The following is a 19,410-nucleotide window of genomic DNA, read 5'->3' on the forward strand; positions in this document are numbered from 1 at the left end:
AAACAGGCTGTCGGCTTCGACTGCCTGTTTTTTACTTCCATAACTTTGAGAGAAGGAAAACCCCCTGACATGAACAGAAATGTCAGGGGGTAAAGGTTTTGATGTTTATTTTGAAGACGCAATCTCATCTTTTGGGATGGACACGACCTTTTCTTTCTGTTCAAGTAAATTCATTCGCATGACGACATTTTGGAATATGCCCATTGAAAGCATGAGCAGCAGTAAGGAGGATCCTCCATAACTGATGAACGGAAGGGTAATCCCAGTAATAGGGATAAGTCCAGTCACTCCGCCAACGTTGATGCCGACTTGAATGCCGATCATGGATGAGATGCCGATCAATAAAAGACTTCCAAATGGATCTTTGCATTTTGCTGAAAGTACAAATCCCCTTAGGACGATAAAACCTAGTGTCAATAGTACGAACCCCACTCCGAATATCCCGAGCTCTTCTGCAATGACGGCCATGATGAAATCAGTATGTGATTCAGGCAAGTATCCGTATTTTTGTACACTGTCACCAAGTCCCACTCCAGTAAGGCCGCCGGATCCTATCGCGAATAAGGAATTCACGAGTTGATAACCGCTTTCTCCCGCCTTTCCGAAAGGGTCTGCAAACCCCGTAAAACGAGACACTTTATTTTCAGAGAGAACGGCTGAGAAATTTCCTGTCACGAGTACTCCTAATGCAAAAATGGCAACGAATATCGCAGTGATCAAAGAGAGTTTGAATATACTCTTAAAAGACATCCCGGATGATATGATCATGGTGCTCGAAATCAGGAAAATGACTGCTGCCGTTCCATAGTCAGGCTGTATTCCGATTAAAAAGCAGATGAATACCAGAAAGAAAATCGGCGGGATGACGGCTTTATCAATACTATTGATTCGATCCTGCCTTTTTCCGTAAATGGCTGCCAGATAAATGATCATGGCTAACTTGGAAAATTCAGCGGGCTGGATCGATGCTGTCCCTAACTTGAACCAGCTAGTGGCGTTTCCTGCTGTATGACCGAAGATAAAGAGCAGCAAAAGGACACCGGCCATCCCAAACATCATAGACATCAAGAACATTTTGTTTTTGTACATCTTATAAGGAAGGATCATCGTGACGATCATTGCCAGGAATGAAATGATAAAGGCCGTTTTTTGTTTCTCAAAGAAGAAATCCATAGGCTTTTCGTATCGAGCGACAGCAGTGATCATGCTCGAACTGTAAATCATGACTAAACCAAACAAACAGAGTAATACGACAGCGATGAAAATAGGGAAGTCGTATGCTTTAATTATTCTTTTCACTTGTGCGCTCACCTCGAATATGTATGCGCGAAAAAATCGCCTTCTTATATAGTAACGGAAAATTGATTATATAGATAATAATTTTTATCCGATAATATGAATTTATCCGCCATTACCTCATATTAAACACTCAAACCGATAAATTGGTCTGCCAGATTTATAGCCGAATTCGGATTCCTATACATTACCTTCGATAGCAAACGTGAATACTCCTTTTTATAGCAGAATTTTTTTACTATATATTCCATTGCGGTGCCATTATGTCTGGAAGAAGACCATTTAAGGTTATTTGTGACAAAACTTGAAGTGAAGCAGTGGATACTGTAAGCGTATTTGTTAGAGAAACTCAACTTAAGAGGTATACTTATTTTAGCACCGATTATATGGCACGGAATCGGGCAGGAATAGAGGGAACAGGTTGTGATCTTGTTTCCAAGCGATTATATTATACAGGATTGAGTCTCTGTCATTATATAAAGAGGGTTCAAGGATTAGGAAAGGAGTACCTCCTCGGTCGACCTTTATTTAAAGTATAAAAATGATATGGAGTACCGATAAAAATATGTTAAAGCAAGGGGAGTAGTTATGGAAGAAATACATGACAAGTTGGAAGTATTTTCTCCGGCAACAGGTGAAAAGATTGCGGAAATCGTCCCAACGCCATTGGAGTCGATTCCTCATATATATAAGAAATCAAGACATGCTTTCCGATCATGGTCGAATCTTCCCGTCGAGGAACGGTTGCACTATTTAAAACGGCTCCGTTTATTGATGGTTGAAAAAATGGATGAAATAGCAGAAGTCATTTCAAAAGATGCGGGAAAAGTGAAAATAGAAGCGCTGGTTGCTGACATCATGCCAACGATTGATGCAATCAAGCATATCGAGAAACATGCAGTGAAAACTCTTTCTGGACGGAAGGTCACCACTCCACTCATGTTAATTGGTAAAAAATCTTCTATCCATTATATGCCCCGTGGAACGATTCTCGTCATTTCACCATGGAATTATCCGCTGCAGCTTTCCATGGTTCCCATTCTTAATGCTCTGGCAGCGGGAAATACAGTCATCGCCAAACCTTCAGAGGTAACTCCTTTAGTTGGGGTGTGCATCGAAAATCTGTTTCTTGAAGCTGGTTTCCCAGAAGGAACTATACAGTTTGCCCATGGAGGGAAAGAATTGGGTGCGGCATTAACTGAGCAAAAACCAGATTATATATTTTTTACTGGATCGGTAAGGACCGGAAAAATGATTGGTGAGGTTGCAGCAAGACACCTGATCCCAACGACTTTGGAGCTCGGCGGTAAGGATCCGATGGTCGTTCTGCGTGATGCTAACCTGGAACGGGCTGTGAACGGGGCTCTTTGGGGGGCTTTCACAAATAGTGGTCAGGTGTGCATGAGTGTTGAAAGGGTTTATGTGGAACGTCCTGTTTATAAGGAATTCCTAATGCTTCTTAAAGAAAAAACGAAGTCCATGAGGCAGGGGGTGCAATCACAGGATGATATAGGTTCAATGACTTTCCCTAATCAAGTTGATATTGTGGCTGAACATCTGGAGGATGCACTGAATAAGGGGGCCGTACTTGAAACCGGAACACCTCCGAAAGAATGGAAAATGGCGCAGGGCCATTTCATTCCGCCGACGATTCTTTCCAATGTCGATCATTCCATGAAAATCATGAAAGAAGAAACGTTCGGGCCCGTGTTGCCTGTTGTGCCTTTCGATACGGAGGAAGAAGTGATCGCCCTGGCAAATGAAAGTGAATATGGACTCAATTCCAGCGTTTGGACGATGGATAGGGAAAAAGCAAGCAGGATTGCGTCACGGTTAGTAACCGGGGCGGTGACGATCAATGATGTGCTGATTACTGTTGCCAATCATCATTTACCATTTGGCGGTGCCAAACAAAGTGGGGTTGGCCGCTATCATGGCGAGCATGGATTGAAGATTTTCTGCCATGAAAAAGCGATCATGATCGATAAAGGTAAAAACGATACAGAAATACAGTGGTATCCATATGAAGGGAAATACCCGAGTTTTTTATCGCTGTTTCAGAACTATTTTTCTGCCAAACCGAACTGGATTCGGTTTGGTAAAGAATATTTGAGATTGACAAAAATGTCTAAAAGGAACCGAAAATAGAGCCTTTTATAAAAAAAGATTGTTATTTTCATATCGAGCGCGTATACTATTAATATACTTAATAACTGATTTTCCTTTTCAAAGGGGAGTAGCGTTAGGGTTCGCCCTAAAACAAAGTCGTCATTACGTGAATGTTAAACATTCATCGGCTTTGTTGACATGATTTCATGTTCAGCAAGACCTTTGCCTATACGGCAGAGGTCTTTTTATTTTGCCAATGCCAATAGGAAGGAAATACTAACTATTGGAGGTTGAATGGATGGAAGCATCAATATTATTGGAATATGGCTGGGTCCTTCTTATCTTGGTTGGATTAGAAGGGATACTTGCTGCTGATAATGCAGTCGTCATGGCTGTCATGGTTAAGCATTTGCCAAAAGAACAACAGCGAAAAGCCTTGTTTTATGGTCTGATGGGAGCTTTTGTTTTCCGTTTTGCAAGTTTATTCCTTATTTCCTTTCTTGTCGAGGTGTGGCAAGTTCAAGCAATCGGTGCGATTTATTTACTTTTCATCGCTTTTCAGCACATTTACAAAAAATACGCTGGCAAAGGTGAGAAGGAAATCACAAAACCTAAAAAGCAATCTGGCTTCTGGATGACCGTGGTTAAGGTTGAAGCGGCTGATATCGCTTTCGCAATCGATTCCATGTTGGCTGCCGTCGCATTGGCTGTTACACTTCCTGCAACAGGCTGGATGAAAGTCGGCGGTATTGACGGTGGGCAATTCACTGTCATGTTCCTCGGCGGTATGATCGGGTTGATCATTATGCGATTTGCAGCAAATGGATTCGTGAAGCTGCTTCATCAGCGTCCTTCCCTTGAAACGGCGGCATTTTTGATAGTGGGTTGGGTTGGAGTGAAGTTGGCGGTACACACACTTGCACACCCTTCACTTACTGTCATCGATCATCATTTCCCTGAATCAACTCTTTGGAAATCGATTTTCTGGACTGTATTGATTGGAATTGCAGCAGGTGCATGGATCATTTCAAGCAAAAAAGAAAAAAAAGAGAAAGAAGAGAAAAAAATACAGGAAGCTTAAAAAAAAAGGCGTGCCAGTCACGCCTATTTTTTTTGCTTCTTAATGTATTTTATGGAGATGACCCTCAAAAGCGCAGGTATGTTTACGAATGATATGTTAAAAGATGTGAATATTAAATTCCGGTTATAAAAATGACAATTGTCCCATTGTATTGGACAAATAAACGGAAAAAGATATTTTACTGTAATTGCACTGTAACAAACGAGAAAAAACTAAGTATTTTATCATGTTGATATATTATGTGATTTCATTTTTATCGCAAAAATAGTTCTTTTGGTACTGTCTTTTAGACTCCCTCCGCTTAAGATAAGTATGTTGATGCGTATTTTATGTTCAACAGGAGCGAGGTGAGCAAATGCTTGGTTTGTTGTTTACAGCATTCAAAAAAAAGCGTTCTTTAGAAGAAACCGTATTGAAAATTCAACAAGGCGATAATAGCCTCCGTAATGATACTATAGAGTCATTCAAACCTTTTATTGCAAAAACAGTCTCATCGGTTTGTAAACGTTACATATACGAATCAGATGATGAATTCAGTATTGGAATGATTGCTTTTAACGAGGCAATTGAAAAATACTCCCCGGAAAAAGGCCGTTCTTTATTGGCATTTGCCGAAACCCTCGTTAAACGAAGGGTTATAGATTATTTAAGAAGCCAGTCCAAACAAAAGGAAGTCCTATTGGATTTATCAATGAATGATGATAATGATCAAAGCCAAATATATATCGATAATGAAAATTCCATCAATGAATACGAGATGCAGAAGGAATCGGAAAGAAGAAGAGAAGAAATTCAGCTTTATATAAGCCATCTACAGGATTTTGGTCTGTCATTTGAGGATTTAGTTGAAAGTTCTCCCAAACATGCAGATGCCAGGAAGGGAGCTATTATGATCGCTAAATTGTTAATGGAAGATGACGAATTGAAGGAAATCCTGTTTGCAAAAAAGCGGCTGCCCGTAAAACAGCTTGAGGGAAAAGTGGAAGTAAGCAGAAAAACGATTGAACGGAACAGAAAATACATCATTGCTGTGGCAATCATAATAAACGGAGATTTTTTGTATTTGAATGATTATATAAAAGGGGCTATCGATGAATGAAAAAAGGAGTAATTCTTTCAGTGAATAAACGATTTGTAACCCTATTGACCCCAGAGGGTGAATTTCTGAAAACCAAAAGGCAGGAAAGGGAATATGAAGTGGGTGAGGAAATCACTTTTTCACCAGCAAAACAAAAATTCACTTTAGCCTTTTCCAATATACATTCATCTTTCAAAAAAACGGCCGTGCTAAGCATTGCTTCCACCTTCTTGATTCTCTTTTCGATTCTTCCTTCTTATTTCTCTGGTCCTGTGTCAGCATATATGACGATAGATGTGAATCCAAGCATTGAATTGGAGCTTGACGATGATTTAGAAGTTCTCAAGCTTACCGGATTAAATGAAGACGGCAAGATTGTGATTGGTCAGCTGAAGGACTGGAAAGGCAAGGATATAAAGACTGTTACAAACCGAATCGTTGAAACGACGGAGCAACTTGGTTATTTGAAAGGAAATAAACAAATAGTCGTTTCCACAACGTTAATGGAAAAAAATAAAGAACTGGATAAGAATTTAAAAGAAGAGATAAAAGAAATATCTAAGCAGGATAATGTTTCCGAAACAAGAATGAAAGTGATCCGGGCAACAAAAGGCGATCGGAAGGAAGCAAGGGAACAAGGCATATCCACGGGTAAGTATCTCGAAAAGAAGTTGAATGAAGATAAAGAAAAGGTAAAAGTCAATAAGAGGGAGCCTGCTCCAGCGCCAGATAAAAAAGTCGAGGAAAACGTTGTTATTACGAAAGAGAAGAGCGTAACGCTGAGTACGGAAAACAAATCGGATGGAGAGAAGAAAAAAGAGAATAATGAAATTGAAATGAAGCAAACGCCGGCCAATGAAGCCAAACCGACTGAACGGAAAAAACCGGGAACGGAATTTACCAAAGAACAAACTGAACGGGAAGATAAAGTTGGAAAACGGAATTCGATAAATGGATTCAAGGAAAAAAGCAACGAGACTAAAGGAAGTTCCGATAGCGATCACAGCAACCAATCAAAGAACAAGCAGAAAAATAAACAGAATGATAAAAAGTTCAATGTGAAAAAAGTTTCATCAGCCAAAGAAACTAATAATCCCAATGATCATTTAAGGCACGAAAATAAAAATAAACAAATGAAACAAGTGAATCAAATGAAACAAGTGAATCAAACGAAACAAGTGAATCAAACGAAACAAGCGAAACAAGCGAAACAGAATAAGCAAAAAAAACAAGACAAGCAAGATTGGGATAAGTCGAAAAGGGGTAAAGGCAATAATGGAAATGGAAATGGACATAATGATTAAAAAGAGTCCAGCATGCAGCTGGACTCTTAGCCATGGATATTTAATTGTGAAAAGAATTATTGACCTTTAAGTTGAGATTGTGCTTGTTGGACAAGACGTTTCGTGATTTCTCCGCCAACTGAACCATTGGCACGTGCTGAAGTATCGGAACCTAATTGTACACCGAATTCAGATGCAATTTCATATTTGATTTGTTCTAATGCTTGTTCGATTCCTGGAACAAGAAGATTGTTACTGCTGTTAGCCATTTGAATCTCCCCTTTACTTTTTCAACGGCTTTTGCCGCTGTAATGATAGTATAAGTAGAATGTGGAGTTTTACTTATATGAGCGGCATCAAACTTATTGGTAAACCTGCCTTTTTGTTGTAAGTAAGTCAGTTTTAAAAGAGAATGGAAAAAAGAATGAAAAAAGGGTAAACTAGATTTTTAATGGTTATGTGATTCGCATAACTATAAAGGAGTAAGAAAGGAAACTCTTTATGGTTGCTATCAAAAAAATATTATCAAAGTTAACACCAGCTCAGCTTATCGTCGGTTATTATTTTTTGGCCGTCAGCATCTCGACCATACTGTTAAGTCTGCCGGTCGCTCTTAAGCCGGGCGTGGAATTTGGATTCATGGATGCATTATTCACAGCCGTAAGTGCAGTTAGTGTAACAGGTCTAACAGTTGTAAGTTTGCCCGAAGTGTATAATGAGGTAGGCTATTTCATTCTCATGTTCGTTCTCCAATTTGGCGGTATTGGCATCATGACACTCGGAACCTTTTTCTGGCTTATAGTGGGCAAGAAAATCGGCTTGAAGGAAAGACAATTGATCATGACAGATCAAAACCAATCGAATCTTTCTGGTCTTGTTAAATTATTGATCCAAATCATTCAAATATTTGTCGTAATTGAAATGATTGGAGCTCTCGTATTAGGCATTTACTTTCTTAATTATTTTCCAAACGGGAAAGAAGCCTTTTTAAATGGCTTATTTTTAGCCGTAAGTGCCACCACGAATGCTGGTTTTGACATTACCGGTATTTCGATGATTCCATTTAAAGACGATTATTTTGTACAGTTCATTACGATTATCCTGCTTACCCTTGGAGCCATTGGGTTTCCGGTCTTGATTGAGCTGAAGGAGTTTTTATCCAATAAGGCCCGTACTTATAAGTTTCATTTTTCTTTATTCACGAAGCTGACCTCAGTCACTTTCTTTTCCCTTATCGTTGGGGGAACGATCCTGATTTACCTTCTGGAAATTAATGGATTCTTCAAAGGGAAGAACTGGCATGAATCGTTCTTTTACTCTTTATTTATGTCCTCCAATACGCGAAGCGGCGGGTTGGCAACCATGAATGTGAGTGACTTTTCGGAACCGACCCTTTTATTGTTGAGCATACTGATGTTCATTGGAGCATCCCCAAGTTCAGTCGGGGGAGGAATCCGGACAACTACACTGGTCATCATGATTCTATTTTTATGGAATTTCATGAGAGGAAGGCGTTCCATAAAAGTGTTCAAACGTGAGATTCATCCCGATGATATCCGAAAAGCGACAGCAGTCATGATCATGGGATCGCTTCTTTGCATAATGGCGGTCTTCATTTTATCAATTACCGAAAATTTCACTTTGATGCAAATCATTTTTGAAGTATGTTCGGCTTTCGGTTCAGTCGGCCTTTCGATGGGAATCACGCCTGACCTCAGCAATACCGGTAAAATTGTCATTATGATCATTATGTTCATTGGCCGTGTCGGGATAACCTCCCTGCTGTATATCATAGGCCATAAAGAAGTTACGGAAAATTTCCATTATCCAAAAGAACGCGTCATCATTGGGTAAATGATTTAAGTTGAACAGTGACCTTTCCACCCTTGGAAAGGTTTTTTGTGTTGTTTGCAGGAATCATGGATAAAATGTGGAAATTTACCTATAAGTGAGTGTCCTGCCATTTCTACAGAAATATGCTCAATTTGATCCCTACTTGGAATTCGGTCGGAGAAGTATTAATCATTTTGGTAAGGAGGTGGAAAATGTGAAGAAATATACTGGAAGGATCATTGTCCCTGCTCTTTTTTTTGTATTGATATTACCCTATATAGGGTGGCTGGGTCATGAGGAACGCAGGTTTTCCGCCTTTGCAGGAATATATTTAATCGTAATATTAACCATAGCCTGGTGTTTGGGTGCCATTTATGATCATAAACGGAAAACGATTGCTTTATTGCAAGATAGTGAAGGGCGTTATCGCATTTTCTCCAATTACTCTAAAGAATTGGTCAATAGCTTCAATGAAGTTATTTTCCAAACGGATGATAAAGGAAAATGGCTGTACTTAAACCCGGCATGGAAATCGATGAGTGGTGCATCCGTAAATGAATCCCTGGGGCTTCACTTTTCTAAACATATGGATAACGATTCTTATCAAGACGTATTAAAGGCCTTCGCGGACTCCTTTCATCGGGGGAATAAATATTTTCGTGCGGACATTAAACTAAATGCGAAAAAGGGAACAAGTTGGGTTGAGGCATTCGTTAAACTAATTTACGATGACGCTGGGAAATTCATCGGGACAGTGGGCATATTATCGGAAATTAATGAACGTAAACATGCGGAGGAAAAGCTTGTGAGCCTAAACGAACATTTGGCGATCACATCAAGCAAGTTATCAACGGCTGCCCAGCTTGCGGCTGGGATTGCACATGAGGTCAGGAATCCGATGACGGCGATAATGGGATTCGTGAAGTTGATTAAGGATGGCGGTGCCGAAAAGCAGGAATATTACGATATTATTTTTTCGGAAATAAATCGGATCGAGAAAGTGCTGAATGAACTCTTGCTGCTATCGAAACCCGCTGGGGCGGTTTTTCTTGAGAAGGATTTGAAGGAAAGCTGCAACCATGTCGTAACGCTGTTGGAGACAAACGCCGTACTGAACAATATTCAAATTCATAAAAATTATGATCCAGAACCTATTTTAATGTACTTTGATGAAAACCAAATCAAGCAAGTACTAATAAACATGATAAAAAATTCCATAGAATCGATGCCGAATGGCGGAAATATTTTTGTGAGCATAAATGAAAAAAATGGGGAAGTTTTTTTGAGCATTTTGGATGAAGGGGAGGGCATTCCGGAAAACTCCCTTCAAAAAGTAGGAGAACCATTTTTCACCACAAAAAGATCAGGAACGGGTTTGGGTCTTTCCGTTTGTTTTAGGATCATCGAAAAGCATGGCGGTAAAGTTTTCATCACAAGTGAACTGAAAAAAGGTACGAAAATCGTTTGTATATTTCCAGCCGTCCAACAGAAGCAAAATAGTGAGAACGAAAAGGTCCAGATACAGGACCTTGAATGACAAGAAAACAAAAGGTTTAATTGTTGAAAAAATCTGAATGTTGTGTATATACTTTAAAAGTAATAACATACTAACCGGTTAGTAAGTTTAAAAGGAGGAATTCAATTTGAACTTTGAACATACTCAAAAGGTGAAAAATCTGGAAAAGAAGTTAACGGAATTCATGGAGAAGCACGTTTACCCAAATGAATCAATATACAAAAAGCAGCTCGAAACACAGGAAAGCCGCTGGAGTGAAATTCCCCCGATATTATCTGAATTGACGGCAAAAGCAAAAGAAGAAGGATTATGGAATTTATTTTTACCTGATAGCGGTTATGGCGCAGGTTTAACAAATCTAGAATATGCCCCGCTTTGCGAAATCATGGGTAGGTCGTCGATAGGACCTGAAATCTTCAACTGTAATGCACCGGACACTGGTAATATGGAAGTGTTGGTGAGATACGGTTCGGCTGAACATAAAGAACGCTGGCTGAAGCCCTTGCTTGCTGGGGAAATCCGCTCATGCTTCTCGATGACAGAACCGGAAGTGGCGTCTTCCGATGCGACCAATATCGAATGTAGGATAGAAAAGACGGGTAATGAGTATGTCATAAACGGCCGAAAATGGTGGTCTTCAGGAGCAGGCGATCCACGGTGCAAGATTGCCATCGTCATGGGTAAGACAGATCCCGAGGCGGCCAAGCATGAACAACAGTCAATGATTCTTGTACCGCTCGACACACCTGGTGTCAAAATCGAGAGAATGCTCCCTGTGTTTGGTTATGATCATGCGCCGCATGGCCATGCTGAAATCACTTTTGAAAATGTGAGGGTCCCGGCAACGAATATTCTATGGGGTGAAGGAAAAGGTTTTGCGATTGCCCAAGGAAGACTCGGACCCGGAAGGATACATCATTGCATGAGGCTGATCGGCGCTGCTGAAAGAGCACTTGAAGAATTATGTAAGCGCATTCAAAACCGTGTCGCTTTTGGTAAAACATTGGCGAGACAAGGTGTAGTCATGGAGTGGGTTGCTGATTCAAGGATTGAAATCGAACAAGCAAGACTTCTGACCTTAAAAGCTGCTTACATGATGGATACTGTCGGGAACAAGGAAGCGAAGGCGGAGATTGCGATGATAAAAGTGGTTGCACCAAATATGGCATTGAATGTGCTGGATAGGGCCATCCAAGGCTTTGGAGCTGCAGGGATTTCCGATGATTTCCCTTTTGCCGCTCATTGGGCCAATGCACGGACTTTAAGGCTTGCTGATGGTCCCGATGAAGTTCACCGATCACAAGTTGCTAAAATAGAACTTCGAAAATATCAACAAAAGCATGAGGTGAAAATATGAAAGTTACCGACTTATTCGATCTAACTGGAAAGACGGCGATCATAACCGGTGGAGGGAGAGGGTTGGGAGCACAAATAGCGACCGGCTTTGCCGAAGCTGGGGCAAATGTCGTACTTTGTTCAAGGAAGAAGGAGGCATGTGACGAAGTTGCTTCGCAAATCCAAAAGCTTGGAGTCAAGGCGCTTTCCTTCAAGTGTGATATCACCAATCCGTCAGATGTACAGGAAGTTGTTAACGAAACTTACCGTGAATTCGGTGCCATCGACATTTTAGTGAACAATAGCGGGGCATCCTGGGGGGCACCGGCCGTCGACATGCCCCTTGAAGCGTGGCAGAAGGTGATGAATGTCAATGTAACCGGAACCTTTATCATGAGCCAGACAGCAGGCAGGGTCATGATTGAGCAGGGACATGGGAAAATCATAAACATCGCTTCCGTCGCCGGATTAGGGGGTACCGACCCGAGGGTGCTCGATACAGTCGGATATAATACGAGTAAAGGTGCGGTCATTACCTTGACGAAGGATTTAGCTGTTAAATGGGGTCAGCATAATATCAATGTCAATGCAATCGCACCCGGTTTCTTTCCGACAAAAATGACGAAAGCGGTTCTTGAGCAAGGAAAGAATCCTATCTTGGATTCCACGCCGCTAAAAAGATTAGGGAGTGATGATGATTTGAAAGGGGCAGCGGTTTTCCTTGCCTCGAAGGCATCTGACTTTGTGACTGGCAATATCTTGATCGTCGATGGTGGTTCACATGCAAAGTAATGCAAGGTAAGTAAATATGGCTGGAGGGGTATGAAATGATGAATGAAAAAAAATGGCTTTCCGTTTATCCTGATTCAATTTCAAAGGAAATAAAAGTCCCTGAGTTTCCGATGCAAAGAATCCTTCAAAATGCAAGTCAGTCCCATCCAACCAAAACAGCTATTACTTTTTATGACCGAAAGATATCTTATCAGGAACTTTTTCATGCGTCGCAAGCCTTTGCTTCAGCCCTGCAAAAAAAGGGTGTTCAAAAAGGCGACCGTGTCGCCATCATGCTGCCTAACTGCCCGCAATACGTCATAGCTTATTATGGATCATTGACAACAGGAGCCATTATCACCCAAATCAACCCAATGCTGGTTGAAAGGGAGCTACAGCATATTTTACAGGACTCCGGTGCAGAAACGATTGTGGTATTGGACGGATTATACCCGAAAGTGAAAAGTGTGCAGCAACATGCAAATCTGAAAAATATTATCGTCGTAAGCCTTCAGGCATCGGATGCAGATTTCAAGCCTGATGCTTCTTTTGACCAATTCATGAAGACGGGAGACGGCAAAATCAATCCCGTATCAATCGATCCTGAAAATGATATAGCCGTTCTTCAGTATACAGGAGGAACGACTGGCCGTTCAAAAGGGGCGATGCTGACTCACAGCAATATTCTGGCCAATGTCGTTCAAACGTATGAATTCTTCAAGCATGAATTAAAAATAGGTACTGAAAGAACGCTGTCGGTCATCCCGCTATTTCATGTTTTTGGAATGTCGTCCGCAATGAATTTATCCATATATATTGCGGGTGACTCCATCATGCTGCCACGATTCGAAATAGAAGAAGTGCTGGAAACGATTAAGCGTGAACAGCCGACCACTTTTCCTGGTGTACCGACCATGTATGTAGCGTTGACGAATCATCCAAAGGCAGAAGAATATGGAATGGGCTCAATTCAGGTCTGTAACAGCGGAAGTGCACCGATGCCCGTGGAACTGCTGCGTGAGTTCGAACGAAAATCGGGTGCGAAGATATTGGAAGGCTACGGTCTTACGGAAGCTTCGCCAACAACGCATTGTAACCCGGCATTTGCAAAAAGGAAACCTGGGAGCGTCGGGATAGGCATCCCTTCGACTGAATATAAAGTGATGGACCTGGGAGACGGGACAAAAGAAGTGGCATCTGGCGAAATGGGGGAATTGGTCGTCAAAGGACCCCAAGTGATGAAAGGTTACTGGAATATGCCTGAGGAAACGGCGGTGACCCTTAGGGATGGTTGGCTTTATACGGGGGATATCGCCAAAGTTGATGAAGATGGGTATCTCTATATTGTCGACAGGAAAAAAGATTTGATCATCGCAAGTGGTTATAATATATATCCGCGAGATGTGGAGGAGGTACTCTATGAACATCCTGCTGTCCAGGAAGCGGTTGTCATCGGAGTTCCGGATGCTTACCGAGGGGAGTCGGTAAAAGCGGTCCTTGTACTTAAAAATAATAAAACGGCAAATGAACGGGAAATCATCGATTACTGCCGGGCAAACCTATCGGCCTATAAAGTTCCGCATTTCGTTGAATTTCGTGAAGAGTTACCGAAAACTAATGTCGGAAAGATTTTAAGGCGGGCTTTAAGAGAAGAACTTTCCAGGAAATAAGAGGGCTTTGATAGTACGAAAGCGTATGATATCAATTCAGCTGAAATTTTAACAGATTGCGAGGATGCAAACATGAAAGAAAAAATGACAGAACATAGCATACGCTTATTTGAAAAGAAGGGCTTTAGTGAAACGTCGATTTCTGATATCGTCGAATCGGTCGGGGTGACGAAGGGAACGTTTTATTATTACTTTACGAGCAAAGAGCAGTTGCTTATGGATATTCATCTAGCTTATATAGACGAGTTGCTTAGTGAGCAGGAAATAATCATGTTGGAACCTGGGAAAAGCTGCAAGGATAAGCTTTTCGATATCGTATTGATGCTTTTAAAAAGCATCAAAACCAAAAAGTCCAGCGCAACGGTCTTTTTCCGTGAAATGAAGAATCTAAGTGACGAAAAACTTGCACAAATCCTTCCTAAGCGGGATGAGTTCCGTAATAAAATCGAGCAAGTGTTGATAAGTGGCATCGAGAGCGGAGAACTACGTTCCAATCTCGATGCATCCATCATTTCTTTTGCTATTTTGGGTGTGGCCAATTGGAGCTATCATTGGTTCGACCCAGAAGGTGAAAAAACGGAACAGGAAGTTGCAGCCATTTTTATGGGGATGATTCTGCAGGGAATTGAAGCGTGAGTTATATACTAACCGGTTAGTAGAAGGGAGATAGAAGGCATGACCAACAAGCAAATTCAATCAATTACCGTTATTGGGGCTGGGCAGATGGGGCATCAAATTGCGATGCTTGCTGCACTTGGAGGTTACGAAACGATTCTTCAGGATGTTCAGGAAAACGCTTTGAACACAGCCAAAGAAAAACTGGACGTCATTTTGACTAAATGGGTCCAAAAAGGAAAATTGTCTGTAGATCGTAAATTGGCTGCTTTTAGCCGTCTTCAATATACCACCGATCTTGAGAAAGCGGCCAGTGGAGCTGATTTGATCATTGAAGCGGTAGTTGAAAAACTTGATGTGAAACAGGAAGTTTTCGCTAAACTTGAAGAATTGGCCCCAGCAGAAACCATCTTTGCAACGAATAGTTCAACGATTGTCAATAGCCTGATTGCGAGTGTGACGAATCGTCCGGATAAGTTCATAAATATGCATTTCTTTTTCCCGCCTCTAGTGATGGATTGTGTTGAGGTTGTGATGAGTGACCAAACATCTGAGGAAACAGCGAAACTTGCGATGGAAGTCACGGAGAATATGAATAGGACAGGAGTTTTGTTGAGGAGGGAGATATCGGGATTCGTAGCCAACCGAATCTTGGGAGCGTTGCAGCGTGAGGCCTTATATTTGTATGAAGAAGGAATTGTTGACTATAAGGATATCGATTTGATTTGCAGGAAAGCTTTAGGCCATCCAATTGGTCCTTTTGAACTGATGGATCTATCAGGTATTGATGTGGGATATTTTGTCATGCAGCAGCGTTACAATGAAACGGGAAATCCAGAAGACAAGCCGAATGCTTGTATAGAAGAAAAGGTGAATAAAGGACATTTAGGAAGGAAAACTGGCAAGGGCTGGTATGATTATCCAAACCAAGGAGTGAAGAATTGATGACAAAATTAATTAGAGTGGTTAAGGAAAAGGAAAATAAGCTTGCGGTCATCACCATCGATAATCCTCCATTAAACGTAATCAGCAAACAAGTATTCAGGGAATTGGGAGATACATTCGATGAACTTTCAAAAGATACTGAAACTGTTGCGGTACTCATAACCGGTGCAGGCAATATCGCATTTGCGGCCGGTGCGGATATAAAAGAATTCCCTAGCATGATGGGGAACCCGAATATGAAAGAAATGGTAAAGGAAAGTCATGCCGTCCTAACTAAAATCGATCAGTTTCCTAAACCTACCATAGCTGTATTAAATGGCCTGACTTTGGGCGGCGGATGTGAACTGGCTCTGGCCTGTGATTTGCGAGTGGCCGAAACACAGGTTCAAATTGGTCTGCCGGAAGTGAAATTAGGCTTATTCCCTGGAGCGGGCGGTACACAGCGTTTGTCAAGACTTGTGGGGAATGCAAAGGCAAAAGAGATTATATTTACCGGTGATCCGCTTTGTGCCATGGAAGCGGAAAAAATCGGGCTTGTCAATAAAGTCGTTGAGCAAGGAAGCGGCTTATCGGAAGCGAAAATCTTGGCCTCACGAATGACAAGGCACTCACTTCAGGCACTTTCGAGAATCAAAAAGGCGATTAATGAAGGAAGTGAGACAACGCTTGAACAAGGTCTAGAGATTGAAACGAATCTTTTTGAAGAAATCTTCCAAACTGAAGATGTTAAAGAAGGGGTTTCCGCTTTCTTGGATAAACGTAAACCTGCATTCGTACATCGTTAATCAAGGAGGGGTCTTATGCAAGAATTGGAAGTCAATGTCCGTTTTTCCGAAACGGATGCTTTGGGCCACATCAATAACACAAGCTATTTCATATACCTCGAAGAAGCACGCATGAAATTTTTTGAAGCTTTAGGCCTAGCGACAAATGTAGAATATTGGAATTTTTTGTTAGCCTCCACTAAATGCGACTTTATTGCTCAGGGATATTTCAATCAACTATTGACCATTCGTACCTCTTTGACAAAGATAGGTACGAAAAGCTGTGAAATGGTCCATGATATCCTCTGTTCACAAACTGGGGAAGTGATTGCTAAGGGAAGTGCTGTATTAGTCTGTTTTAATTTTTTGAATCAAAAAAGTGAACCCATTCCAGAATTTATTAAAGAAAAGCTCATTTCACATCTTGTTCATAATTAGAATGACAAAGTCTAAAGGAGTGGAAGAACATGGTTGACGATACGATTCCTGTTCGGCCCGGCGAGGAACTGAATATTGGTGCATTAGAAGGTTTCTTAAGAAAAAATGTATTGGACCTTCCAAATGAACCTTTGGAATTACAACAATTTTCTACGGGCTATTCCAATTTGACCTATCAGCTGAAAATTGGTGAGTGGGAGGCTGTTCTAAGAAGGCCACCGCTTGGCCCTGTTGCTCCCAAGGCACATGATATGAAGCGTGAACATCATATCCTTTCCTCAATCAACCCGTATTTTCAAGCAGCTCCCGAGCCTATTCTGTTCTCGGATGATGAATCGGTTGCGGGGGCCCCTTTTTTCCTAATGGAAAGGAAACATGGAATTGTAATAGATACCGAATTTCCCAAGGGAATCAAGCCGACTGTTGAAAAGTGCCGACAGCTTTCTTATATCATGGTGAATCGGCTTGCTGATCTTCACTCGATTCCCTATGAGAAAACGGGATTGGTCGAAATTTCCAAACCTGAAGGGTTCATTGAAAGACAAGTACACGGATGGATTTCCCGCTATGAGAGAGCAAAGACAGATGAAATCAAGGAAATTCGTCCGCTTATCAATTATTTTCAACAGAATATTCCGAAGTATAGCCAGACTTCAATTATCCATTATGACTATAAAATCAATAATGCCATGTTTAATCAGGACCTTACAGAGATGGTTGGTTTATTTGATTGGGAAATGTCCACCGTTGGTGATCCGCTAGCCGATCTAGGAGTGGCTCTAAGCTACTGGACGGAAAGCGGTGACCCGGAACTTATCAAAATCGGTGTGGGTCAAGCGTCCGTCACGACTTTAACTGGTTTCCTGACACGAAGGGAATTTATCGAGACATATGCAGCAAGAAGTGGCAGAGATGTTACCAACGTCGATTTTTATTTAACCTTTGGTTATTTTAAGTTAGCTGTCATCCTTCAGCAAATCTATTATCGATTTAAAAAAGGCCAGACTGATGATCCCCGTTTTTCCAATCTTGGCAAAACGGTTAAAAGCTTACTCACTCATGCTGCAAATGTAGCTGCGAAGGAAGTTTAATAGAATGGGATATATACAAAACATTCATTTACTACTAAAAAAAGAAGAGATAGATGTGGAAAAGCTTCAAGAAGGGGAGAAAGTCGCGGTCATCCTTGATGTGTTATTAGCGACCACAACGATTATTTCAGCACTTCATGATGGAGCACGCCAGGTGATACCTGTCATGGATCCAGTGGATGCCTTGGGGAAAAGCCAGGAATTGGTCCATGGGGATTTTATAGTGGCAGGAGAACTAAAAGCAAAGCCGGTTGATGATTTAATGTATCCAAGTCCGACGCTATTGAGTAAGTTTGTACGCGGCAAAACATTAATACTGTCCACGACTAATGGAACGGTTGCGTTGAAGAATTCAGCCGCTGCCAAAAAGGTTTATATCGCTTCTTTGTTGAATAATCCGTCTGTTGCGGAAAAAATAAAAAAACATAATAAAACAGAAACGATCATCATCGTTTGTTCGGGAAATTCAGGTGAATTCAGTCTGGAAGACTTTTACGGTGCAGGTCATTTGATAGATTGCCTGATTTCTGGATCACAAGGTACGTTCATACTCAACGATGCAGCAAAGGCTGCCAATGCGCTTTATCGCAAAAATAGCGAAAATGCCTTTGATATCCTGAAATCATCGTATGTTGGACAGTTGTTTGACAAACATAGTTTGATCGCCGATTTGGAATTGGCAGCGCAAATAGGTTCGTCGGATCTTGTGCCAGAGTTGGTTGATGGAAGGATCGAAGCAGAATTGAAAAGGCAGGAAACGTAGTTCGAAATTCGGATAAGGAGTGAAGGGGATGAGGTTTTCACAGTCAATAGCGGTGGTGACAGGTGCAGGCTCTGGTATTGGGAAAGCTACGGCGATGCGCTTGTCGGACGAAGGGGCAAAAGTGTTGTTGGTAGGGCGGACGAGAGGAAAACTGGAGGAAGCAGCTGCAGAAATCAATGCCAGGCACACGATTCCCGTTGCTGATATTTTCCCTGCAGATGTTTCCGTCGAGGAAGATGTAATAGAGCTGGCCAAGTATGTGAAGGAACAATATCGTGACCTTCACATTTTAATCAATAACGCAGGTGGTTCAAAGTCCTCGAAGCTCCTGGATACATCTGCAGCTGATTGGGATATGATTCAACATGTCAATTTGAAAAGCGTCTTTCTAGTTTCCAAGTACTTGGGGAAATTGATGGAAGAAGGAGCTACCAGCGGAAATGAAGGTTCGATCAATCGGGCAATCGTGAATGTAGCTTCACTGTCAGGGCATCAGGCAGGAGCATTCATCCCGCATTACAGCTCTGCTAAAGCCGGGGTCATCAGTTTAACGAAATCTTTGGCACTGGAACTTGCTGCAGTCGGCATTCGGGTCAATTCCGTATCACCGGGATTCATTGAAACGCCATTAACGGAGGATGGATTGCAAAATGAAAAATTCGTAAAGTCCATTCAACGGAACACGGCACTGGAAAGAGTGGGGAAAGCGGAGGAAATAAGTAATGTCATTACCTTTGCTGCTTCCCCGGAGGCTTCCTATATGACTGGGACGGATTTATTGGTGGATGGCGGCTGGTTGATCAAATAGAAAAGGGGATGTGT

18 protein-coding genes are annotated in these 19,410 nt (G+C 41.5%); 16 read left to right on the forward strand and 2 right to left on the reverse strand.

The genetic code is table 11. From position 1 onward, the window contains the following. Positions 1-105 precede the first annotated feature (105 nt). A complete protein-coding gene (locus ACIQYG_RS14670; RefSeq protein ID WP_402839124.1) occupies positions 106-1,299 on the reverse strand; it encodes an FtsW/RodA/SpoVE family cell cycle protein in 1,194 nt (397 codons plus the stop codon). 585 nt (positions 1,300-1,884) lie between these two features. On the opposite strand from ACIQYG_RS14670, the gene ACIQYG_RS14675 reads away from it, so the two are divergent. From ACIQYG_RS14675 to ACIQYG_RS14690, 4 genes are all read left to right on the forward strand, one after another. Continuing rightward, positions 1,885-3,444, forward strand: a complete 1,560-nt coding sequence (locus ACIQYG_RS14675) for an aldehyde dehydrogenase family protein (protein WP_402839126.1) — start codon at positions 1,885-1,887, stop codon at positions 3,442-3,444. Between the two features lie 259 nt (positions 3,445-3,703). Beyond that, positions 3,704-4,486, forward strand: coding sequence for a TerC family protein (locus ACIQYG_RS14680; protein ID WP_402839128.1), 783 nt, complete (start codon positions 3,704-3,706; stop codon positions 4,484-4,486). 355 nt (positions 4,487-4,841) lie between these two features. After that, entirely contained in the window at positions 4,842-5,585 is a 744-nt protein-coding gene (gene sigI / locus ACIQYG_RS14685) for an RNA polymerase sigma factor SigI (protein ID WP_402839130.1), read from the forward strand. Further along, on the forward strand, positions 5,582-6,868 hold the full coding sequence (locus ACIQYG_RS14690; RefSeq protein ID WP_402839133.1) for an anti-sigma factor domain-containing protein: 1,287 nt from the start codon (positions 5,582-5,584) through the stop codon (positions 6,866-6,868). Before sigI ends, ACIQYG_RS14690 begins: the two co-directional genes overlap by 4 nt. 56 nt (positions 6,869-6,924) lie before the next feature. On the opposite strand, the gene ACIQYG_RS14695 is transcribed toward ACIQYG_RS14690, so the two are convergent. Continuing rightward, positions 6,925-7,116, reverse strand: a complete 192-nt coding sequence (locus ACIQYG_RS14695; protein ID WP_034314196.1) for an alpha/beta-type small acid-soluble spore protein — start codon at positions 7,114-7,116, stop codon at positions 6,925-6,927. Positions 7,117-7,348: 232 nt separating this feature from the next. Here ACIQYG_RS14695 and ACIQYG_RS14700 point away from each other — a divergent pair, with 232 nt between their 5' ends. From ACIQYG_RS14700 to ACIQYG_RS14755, 12 genes are all read left to right on the forward strand, one after another. Then, a complete protein-coding gene (locus ACIQYG_RS14700; RefSeq protein ID WP_402839135.1) occupies positions 7,349-8,701 on the forward strand; it encodes a TrkH family potassium uptake protein in 1,353 nt (450 codons plus the stop codon). Between the two features lie 193 nt (positions 8,702-8,894). Beyond that, positions 8,895-10,217, forward strand: a complete 1,323-nt coding sequence (locus ACIQYG_RS14705) for an ATP-binding protein (RefSeq protein ID WP_402839137.1) — start codon at positions 8,895-8,897, stop codon at positions 10,215-10,217. Between the two features lie 106 nt (positions 10,218-10,323). Further along, a complete protein-coding gene (locus tag ACIQYG_RS14710) occupies positions 10,324-11,553 on the forward strand; it encodes an acyl-CoA dehydrogenase family protein (protein WP_402839139.1) in 1,230 nt (409 codons plus the stop codon). Further along, positions 11,550-12,323 (forward strand): SDR family oxidoreductase, encoded by a 774-nt coding sequence (locus ACIQYG_RS14715; protein ID WP_402839141.1) that lies wholly within the window; start codon positions 11,550-11,552, stop codon positions 12,321-12,323. Before ACIQYG_RS14710 ends, ACIQYG_RS14715 begins: the two co-directional genes overlap by 4 nt. A gap of 38 nt (positions 12,324-12,361) precedes the next feature. After that, positions 12,362-13,972: a long-chain-fatty-acid--CoA ligase gene (locus ACIQYG_RS14720; RefSeq protein WP_402839348.1), complete on the forward strand. Its 1,611-nt coding sequence runs from the start codon at positions 12,362-12,364 to the stop codon at positions 13,970-13,972. 72 nt (positions 13,973-14,044) lie between these two features. Continuing rightward, positions 14,045-14,608, forward strand: a complete 564-nt coding sequence (locus ACIQYG_RS14725; protein WP_402839143.1) for a TetR/AcrR family transcriptional regulator — start codon at positions 14,045-14,047, stop codon at positions 14,606-14,608. Between the two features lie 39 nt (positions 14,609-14,647). Beyond that, complete coding sequence (locus ACIQYG_RS14730; RefSeq protein ID WP_402839144.1) at positions 14,648-15,532, forward strand: 3-hydroxyacyl-CoA dehydrogenase family protein; 885 nt, start codon at positions 14,648-14,650, stop codon at positions 15,530-15,532. Then, positions 15,532-16,317 carry an enoyl-CoA hydratase gene (locus tag ACIQYG_RS14735; RefSeq protein WP_402839146.1) on the forward strand — a complete coding sequence of 262 codons (786 nt, stop codon included), beginning with the start codon at positions 15,532-15,534 and terminating at the stop codon, positions 16,315-16,317. The genes ACIQYG_RS14730 and ACIQYG_RS14735 overlap by 1 nt, the downstream gene beginning before the upstream one ends. 15 nt (positions 16,318-16,332) lie before the next feature. Then, a complete protein-coding gene (locus ACIQYG_RS14740) occupies positions 16,333-16,734 on the forward strand; it encodes an acyl-CoA thioesterase (RefSeq protein ID WP_402839148.1) in 402 nt (133 codons plus the stop codon). 29 nt (positions 16,735-16,763) lie between these two features. Continuing rightward, positions 16,764-17,825: a phosphotransferase family protein gene (locus tag ACIQYG_RS14745; RefSeq protein ID WP_402839149.1), complete on the forward strand. Its 1,062-nt coding sequence runs from the start codon at positions 16,764-16,766 to the stop codon at positions 17,823-17,825. Between the two features lie 4 nt (positions 17,826-17,829). After that, positions 17,830-18,588 carry a 2-phosphosulfolactate phosphatase gene (locus tag ACIQYG_RS14750; protein ID WP_402839151.1) on the forward strand — a complete coding sequence of 253 codons (759 nt, stop codon included), beginning with the start codon at positions 17,830-17,832 and terminating at the stop codon, positions 18,586-18,588. A 28-nt stretch (positions 18,589-18,616) separates the two neighbouring features. Continuing rightward, positions 18,617-19,396, forward strand: coding sequence for an SDR family NAD(P)-dependent oxidoreductase (locus tag ACIQYG_RS14755; RefSeq protein ID WP_402839153.1), 780 nt, complete (start codon positions 18,617-18,619; stop codon positions 19,394-19,396). The last annotated feature ends 14 nt before the right edge of the window (positions 19,397-19,410 follow it).

The organism is Peribacillus sp. NPDC096622 (genome assembly GCF_044762665.1).
Taxonomy (GTDB): domain Bacteria; phylum Bacillota; class Bacilli; order Bacillales; family DSM-1321; genus Peribacillus; species Peribacillus frigoritolerans_B.